The sequence below is a fragment of the Longimicrobium sp. genome, assembly GCF_036280135.1.
Classification (GTDB): domain Bacteria; phylum Gemmatimonadota; class Gemmatimonadetes; order Longimicrobiales; family Longimicrobiaceae; genus Longimicrobium.
Genome location: NZ_DASURI010000572.1, coordinates 1 through 6,957, shown reverse-complemented (window position 1 = coordinate 6,957; position 6,957 = coordinate 1). Strand labels below are relative to the sequence as shown.

The 6,957-nt window shown below is 70.0% G+C and carries 5 protein-coding genes; 1 reads left to right on the top strand and 4 read right to left on the bottom strand.

From position 1 onward, the window contains the following. Positions 1 to 339: 339 nt before the first annotated feature. On the top strand, positions 340 to 981 hold the full coding sequence (locus tag VFZ20_RS18430; protein WP_329685394.1) for a regulatory protein RecX: 642 nt from the start codon (positions 340 to 342) through the stop codon (positions 979 to 981). A gap of 117 nt (positions 982 to 1,098) precedes the next feature. On the opposite strand, the gene VFZ20_RS18425 is transcribed toward VFZ20_RS18430, so the two are convergent. The 4 genes from VFZ20_RS18425 to VFZ20_RS18410 form a co-directional block, all read right to left on the bottom strand. Next, positions 1,099 to 1,914 (bottom strand): hypothetical protein, encoded by an 816-nt coding sequence (locus VFZ20_RS18425; protein ID WP_329685393.1) that lies wholly within the window; start codon positions 1,912 to 1,914, stop codon positions 1,099 to 1,101. A gap of 294 nt (positions 1,915 to 2,208) precedes the next feature. Then, positions 2,209 to 4,101: a potassium transporter Kup gene (locus VFZ20_RS18420; protein WP_329685392.1), complete on the bottom strand. Its 1,893-nt coding sequence runs from the start codon at positions 4,099 to 4,101 to the stop codon at positions 2,209 to 2,211. Positions 4,102 to 4,425: 324 nt separating this feature from the next. Next, positions 4,426 to 5,469 carry a recombinase RecA gene (gene recA, locus VFZ20_RS18415; protein WP_329685391.1) on the bottom strand — a complete coding sequence of 348 codons (1,044 nt, stop codon included), beginning with the start codon at positions 5,467 to 5,469 and terminating at the stop codon, positions 4,426 to 4,428. Between the two features lie 160 nt (positions 5,470 to 5,629). Next, entirely contained in the window at positions 5,630 to 6,682 is a 1,053-nt protein-coding gene (locus VFZ20_RS18410; protein WP_329685390.1) for a GntG family PLP-dependent aldolase, read from the bottom strand. Between the last annotated feature and the right edge of the window lie 275 nt (positions 6,683 to 6,957).

Sequence of the window (6,957 nt, the reverse complement as noted above, 5' to 3'; positions counted from 1 at the left end):
GCGCGCTCCGGCAGCGGTCCCATGGACGCCGCGTTGAGCCACGGAGCCCGGGCCACGTGGGGAAACTCGCGGTCGCGCAGCGCGCGAAACTCCGCCGCGGGCACCTCGGGAGCGATGGTCTGGGGCATGGGGCTAGTGTAGCGGGCGGGGTTTGCGGGGACAAGGCCGGGCCGTGACGGAAACGCAACGGCGGGTTACAGGGGACAGGTTACAGGGGACGGCAAGCAACGACGAGTCATCCGCGGAGGCGGCCCGTCGTCCGGCAGTTGCTGGCTGTCCCCTGTCCCCTGTAACCTGTCCCCCGCGGTTCCATCACCGAGACAAAGTCAGACCAAGCGCATGAAAGTCACCAGCCTCCCGCCGCAGAAGCACGACCCCGACCGGCTCAGCGTCTTCATCGACGGCGAGTTCCGGATGGGGCTGGCCGCGGAGGTGGCGAGCGCCGCCAACCTGCGCGTGGGCGACATGGTGGACGAGGCGCGGCTGGCGGAGCTGGAGCGCCGCGACCGCACTTGGCAGGCGCGCGAGGCCGCCCTGCGCCTGCTCACCGTGCGCCCCCGCAGCGCCGTGGAGCTCGCCCGCCGCCTGCGGATGAAGGGCTACGGGCCGGACGTGGCGGAGGAGGTGATCGGCCGGCTGCGCGCGCTGGGGATGATCGACGACGCGGCGTTCGCGGGGATGCTGGCCCGCGACCGCGTGCGCCTGCGCCCGCAGGGCAGCCGACGCCTGGCCAACGAGCTGCGCCAGAAAGGCGTGGACGACGAGACGGCGCGCGCCGCCATCCGCGAGACCATGGAGGCCGAGGAGACGGACGACCGCGAGCTGGCCCGCCGCGCCGCCGCCAAGTGGAAGCCCCGCGCCGGCGAGGAGCGGCAAAGCGCGCGGCGGCGCCTGCACGGCTTCCTGGCCCGCCGCGGCTTCGACGGCGAGACGATCCGCGAGGTGCTGGACGAGACGCTCCCGGACGACGCGTTCGAGTGAGGCCGCCGTTGCAGGCTGTCCCCTCTACCCTGTCCCCTGTCCTCCCGCCCTTCCCCCGAAACGCAAAGAAGCCCGCCGCGACGCACCGGTCACGGCGGGCTCCTCGAACCCCGAAAATCAGACGTCCACCTTGATCTCCGTCTGCGCCTCCACGGGCCGGTTGGTGTCCAGGTTCACCGCGGGGCGAAACACCAGGCTCAACGCCCACCGGCGGATGCGCTCGTCGTAGCCGCGGTTTCCCGTGCTGCTGGCCAAGCGCGCGTCGCGCACGCGGCCCCGCTCATCCACCGTCAGCCGGACAGTGATCTCCTGGCTGGTGACGCCACCCGGCTTGTCGGGCGGGATGAGCATCACGTCCGTGGCCGGCGGGCGAATGCGGCTGCCTCCGCCGCCGTTCCCCGGCCCCACCCCGGAGCCGATGCCACCGCCCGTGCCGCCACCGCTCCCCCCGCCGGAGCCCGGTCCCTGGCCCGGACCTTCACCGGGCCCCTGGCCCGCGCCCTGCCCACCGCCGCTTCCAGCCCCACTGCCGGCCGCTGTCGGCGTCGGCGCCACCGCGGGCGGACGCTCCTGGGGAGGCGCCTGCGTCTGCGGCGTGGGCTGGGGCTTAGGCGGCTCGGGGACGGGCGTGGGCTCGGGCGGCACCAGTACGTCCTCCTCCGGCACGGGCTCCACGACGGGCTCGGGCGTGGGCGCCAGCTCCACGTACGACACCATCTCCTCGCCGCCGGCCCCGCCTCCCCCGCCACCGCCCCCCTCGGGGAACGCCAGCGCCGGCCCGTCGCCGGCCGGATTAATGGCGAGCAGCACCCGCTCGCGAAAGCCCCATGCCAACAGCACGATCAAAAGCACGTGCACCAGCGCCGCCACGCCTGCCGCTGACAGGGCGCCGCGCCGGTTCGGTTTGCGAATGCCTTCGACGTGCTGGAACACCGCTCGGTTCTCCTGGTCCGTGTGGGTGCTTCGACCGGGCTAATACCTCGCGTCCCGGCGGATTGATCCCCTGTACGGCGACGGCGGGGTGGAGGTTGCAGGCCTGATCAGGGAATAGGGAATAGGGAATAGGGAATAGGGAATAGCGGGACCCGGCACCAGTTCTCTGCAACGCGTGCAGGCTGTACGCAACACACCCTCTCCCGCGACGGCGAAAGAGGGTGCGATTCGTCCGAGCTCCAGCAGCTGCAGGCTATTCCCTATTCCCTGTTCCCTATTCCCTGCCGTTCGCCGTCACAGCTCGATCTGCGCCCCCAGCTCCACCACCCGGTTCGGCGGGAGACCAAAGAACGAGGTGGCACTTCGCGCGTTGCGCGACATCACCGAGAACAGGTGCTCGCGCCAGATGGCCATCCCCGGGTTCCTGGACGCGATCAGCGTCTCGCGGCCCAGGAAGTAGCTCGTCTCCATCGGCTTGAAGACCAGCCCCTTCTTCTTCGCCAGCGCCAGCCCCGACGGGATGTCCGGGTCCTCCGTGAAGCCGTAGCGCAGCAGCACGCGGAACAGGCCGTGGCCCATCTCCTCCACCTCCACCCGCTCGGGATCGTCCACCCGCGGCACCTCTTCCGTCTGCACCGTCAGCAGCACCACGCGCTCGTGCAGCACCTTGTTGTGCATCAGGTTGTGCAGCAGCGCGGGGGGCGTGCCGTCCGCGTTGCCGTACATGTAGACGGCCGTCCCCGGCACGCGCGTGTACTTGTTGGCGGCCAGGTCCTTCTGGAACAGCTTCACGGGAAGCGTGCGCGCCTGCATCCGCTGCGCCAGGATCTGCCGTCCCATCTTCCACGTCGTCATGCACGTGAAGAAGCCGGCCGCGATCACCAGCGGGAACCAGCCGCCGTGGGGGATCTTGACGATGTTGGCGCCCCAGAAGCCCAGGTCCACCACCAGGAAGCCCGCGGCCAGCAGCCCCACCTTCCACTTCGGCCAGCCGAAGCGCGTGCGCGCCACGAACCCGAACAGGATGGTGGTGAACACCATGTCCGTCGTCACCGCCACGCCGTACGCCGACGCCAGGCTGCTGGAGTTGCGAAAGCCCAGCACCAGCCCGATGCACGCCAGCATCAGCAGCCAGTTCACGCTGGGAATGTAGATCTGCCCGATCTGCCGCTCCGACGTGTGCTCGATGCGCAGGCGCGGCAGGTAGCCCAGCTGCACGGCCTGCCGCGTGAGCGAGAACGCGCCCGAGATCACCGCCTGCGACGCGATGACGGTCGCCAGCGTCGAAAGCGCCACCAGCGGGTACAGCGCCCACTCCGGCGCCATGTGAAAGAACGGGTGCTCGATGGCCTCGGGCTCGCGCATGATGAGCGCGCCCTGGCCAAAGTAGTTCAGCAGCAGGGCCGGCAGCACCACCGTGAACCACGTGAAGCGGATAGGCCCCGCGCCAAAGTGCCCCATGTCGGCGTACAGCGCCTCCCCGCCCGTCACGGCCAGGAACACCGAGCCCAGCACCAGGAACCCCGACCACCCGTTGTTCGCGAAGAACGACACCGCGTACAGCGGATTGACGGCGGCCAGCACGCCGGGCGACCGGATGACCTGCCACGCGCCCAGCACGCCCAGCGTCACGAACCACAGCAGCGTCACGGGTCCGAACACCCGGCCGATCCCCGCCGTACCCCGGCTCTGCACGGCGAACAGGCCCACCAGGATGGCGATGACGATGGGCAGCACGTACGGCTCCAGCAGCGGCGTGGCCACCTTGAGCCCCTCCACCGCGCTCAGCACCGAGATGGCGGGGGTGATCATGCTGTCGCCGTACAGCAGCGACGCGCCAAAGAGCCCCGCCAGCACCAGCACCCACCGCCGGCTTCCCGTCCGCATGCGGGCGGCGGGGGCCACCAGGGCCGTCAGCGCGATCATCCCGCCCTCGCCCCGGTTGTCCGCCCGCATGACGAACACCAGGTATTTGATGGAGATGACGATGAGGAGCGCCCAGAAGATCAGCGACAGCACGCCCAGCACGTTTCCGCGCACGGGCTCCAGCCCGTAGTGCTCGCCCAGCGATTCGCGGATGGCATACAGCGGGCTGGTGCCGATGTCGCCGTACACCACCCCCAGGGCGGTGAGTGCCAGCACGTAGAAGTAGCGCCCGCGTGCGTCGTGTTCCGTGCCGTGGCTCACGAGTGTACCGGTTGGGGAAGCCGGCGGCGGTCCAATGCCGCGCGCCGGGAGCGATCTCCTTCAGGACGTCCGCGGAGGCAGTTGCAACCGCGGTGCCGGGCGCGGAACGGCGACAACCTACGCCCCGTCCGCCCCACGTCAACGGACTACGAATCCACGCGCCCCCGGTTGCATGCTGCTGCTCCAGAACGACGTGAGACAATCGGCGACAATCGGCGAGAAAAGGCGAGAAGAGGCGAGAATCGTCCAGTCCGAGGTGCACGAAACGCGAAGGCCCCTCCCGCCATTGGCGAAAGGGGCCTCCACTCGTCTGCACAACCGGCGTCAGTCGTCGCTGCCGCCCTCGGCCGTGGCGGAGATGCCGCGCATCCCCATCACTTCCTTGACGCGCTCCTCCACGCGGGTCGCCACCTCGGGGTTCTCCTGCAGGAACGCCTTGGCGTTCTCGCGCCCCTGCCCCAGCCGCACGTCACCGAACGAGAACCACGCGCCGGACTTGTTAATGACGTCCGACTCCACGCCCAGGTCCACGATGATGCCGTAGTGGTCGATGCCCACGTTGAACATGATGTCGAAGTCCGCCTGCTTGAACGGCGGCGCCACCTTGTTCTTGACGATCTTGGCGCGCGTCTTGTTGCCCACCAGCACCTCGCGGTCCTTGATGGACCCGATGCGGCGGATGTCGATGCGCAGCGACGCGTAGAACTTGAGCGCGCGGCCGCCCGTCGTGGTCTCCGGGCTGCCGAACATCACGCCGATCTTCTCGCGGATCTGGTTGGTGAAGATCACCGTGGTCTGCGAGCGGTTGATGGCGCCCGTGAGCTTGCGCAACGCCTGCGACATGAGCCGCGCCTGCAGGCCCACGTGGCTGTCGCCCATCTCGCCCTCGATCTCGGCGCGGGGCACCAGGGCGGCCACGGAGTCGATCACCACCACCTCCACCGCGCCCGAGCGCACCAGCACCTCCGCGATCTCCAGCGCCTGCTCGCCCGTGTCCGGCTGCGAGACGAGCAGGTTGTCCACGTCCACGCCCAGCTTGCGCGCGTACTCGATGTCCAGCGCGTGCTCCGCGTCGATGAACGCCGCCACGCCGCCGCTGCGCTGCGAGTTGGCGATCACGTGCAGGCAGAGCGTCGTCTTGCCGGACGACTCGGGTCCGTAGATCTCCGTGATGCGCCCGCGCGGGATGCCGCCGATCCCGATGGCCGCGTCCAGGTTGATGGCGCCCGTGGGGATCGCCGAGACAGCGATCCGGGGGCCGTTGATCCCCATGCGCATGATCGAGCCCTTGCCGAAGGACTTCTCGATCTGCCCGATGGCGACGTTCAGGGCCTTCAGCTTGTCGGCCGCGATCTCCACAGCTGCCATCTCTCGTTCCTCTGGTAAGCGCTGGTGCCGAGCCCGATCAGGGCGTGCGGATGGTACACCCCGGGCGCGGGGCGGTTCCCGAAGATAATGCGAAAGTTTACACGATCGGCCGCCGGAACACAAGGGTTTCGACGGCCCGCCATTCGGCCCGCCGCCCGCCTCAGCCCAGCAGCTCCCCCACGGCTTCCACGAGCGCGTCGCCCGCGCGCGCGATCCCCGCGTCGTCCACGTCCAGGTGCGTTACCGCGCGCAGCCGCCGCGCGCCAAACTGCGTCATCCGCACCCCGCGCCGCTCCAGCGCGGCGAGGACGGCGGCCGGCTCCAGCCGCGGCTCCACGAGGTCCATCATCACGATGTTCGTCTCCGGCGGCACCACGGACAGCCCTGGCACGCCGGCCGCGCGGCCCGCCAGCTCCCGCGCGCGGCGGTGATCCTGCTCCAGCAGGGGAAAGTGGTTGCGCAGCCCGTGCAGCGCCGCCGCCGCCAGGATCCCCGCCTGCCGCATGCCGCCGCCCAGTCGCCGGCGCACGCGCCAGGCTTTCTCCATCGCTTCCGCACTGCCGGCCAGGATGGAGCCCACGGGGGCGCCCAGCCCCTTGGAGAGTGCCACCATCACCGTGTCCACGGGCGCGGCGAACTCGGCCATGGGCACGCCCGTCGCCACGGACGCGTTGGGCAGGCGCGCGCCGTCCAAGTGCACGGCCACGCCCCGCGCGTGCGCCGTCTCGGCGACGACCCGCAGCTGCGCCAGGGGCATCACGCGGCCGCCCGCGCCATTGTGCGTGTTCTCCAGGCACACCAATGACGTCAGGGGCAGGTACGGCGTGCCCGGACGTACGTACTCGGCCACGTGCTCGGGGCGCAGCAGCCCGTCGGCGGTGGGCACGGCGCGCATCTGGATGCCGCCCCACGCCGCGGCGGCGCCGTCTTCGTAGTTGAGGATGTGGCCCCCTGCCTCGATCACCGCCTCCGTACCCGGCCGGCCGAGCACGAGCAGCGCGGTGGTGTTGGCCATGATGCCACTGGGAAAGAAAAGCGCGGCGTCCTTTCCGAGCAGCTCGGCCGCGTACCGCTCCAGGGCGGCAACGGTCGGGTCGTCGCCCAGCACCGCGTCGCCCACTTCGGCCTCGGCGATGGCGTGCCGCATCGCGGGCGTGGGACGGGTCACCGTGTCGGAACGGAGGTCTACGGCGGTCGTGAGACGATCGGGCATGGGCATCTCGTCGGCGGGTTCGGGAGCGTCGAAAGATTCCCCCGCGTCGCCCCCGCGGCAAGGGGCGCCCGCCGCCTGTTTTCGCCAGCGGCGGCCACGTCCCTTTCCGTCCTCCGCTTCCGAAGTAGCCCATGTGGTCCTCCCGTTCAGGTGAAGGAAATACCGCACCGGACAGCAGATCCTCTCAGATCCTCTCAGATCCTCTCAGATCCTCTCAGATCCTCTCAGATCCTCTCAGATCCTCTCAGATCCTCTCAGATCCTCTCAGATCCTCT

Coding starts and splice junctions, on each gene's coding strand:
- VFZ20_RS18430 (WP_329685394.1), top strand. CDS start 340: ATGAAAGTCACCAGCCTCCCGCCGCAGAAGCACGACCCCGACCGGCTC.
- recA (WP_329685391.1), bottom strand. CDS start 5,469: ATGGCAGCTGTGGAGATCGCGGCCGACAAGCTGAAGGCCCTGAACGTC.
- VFZ20_RS18410 (WP_329685390.1), bottom strand. CDS start 6,682: ATGCCCGATCGTCTCACGACCGCCGTAGACCTCCGTTCCGACACGGTG.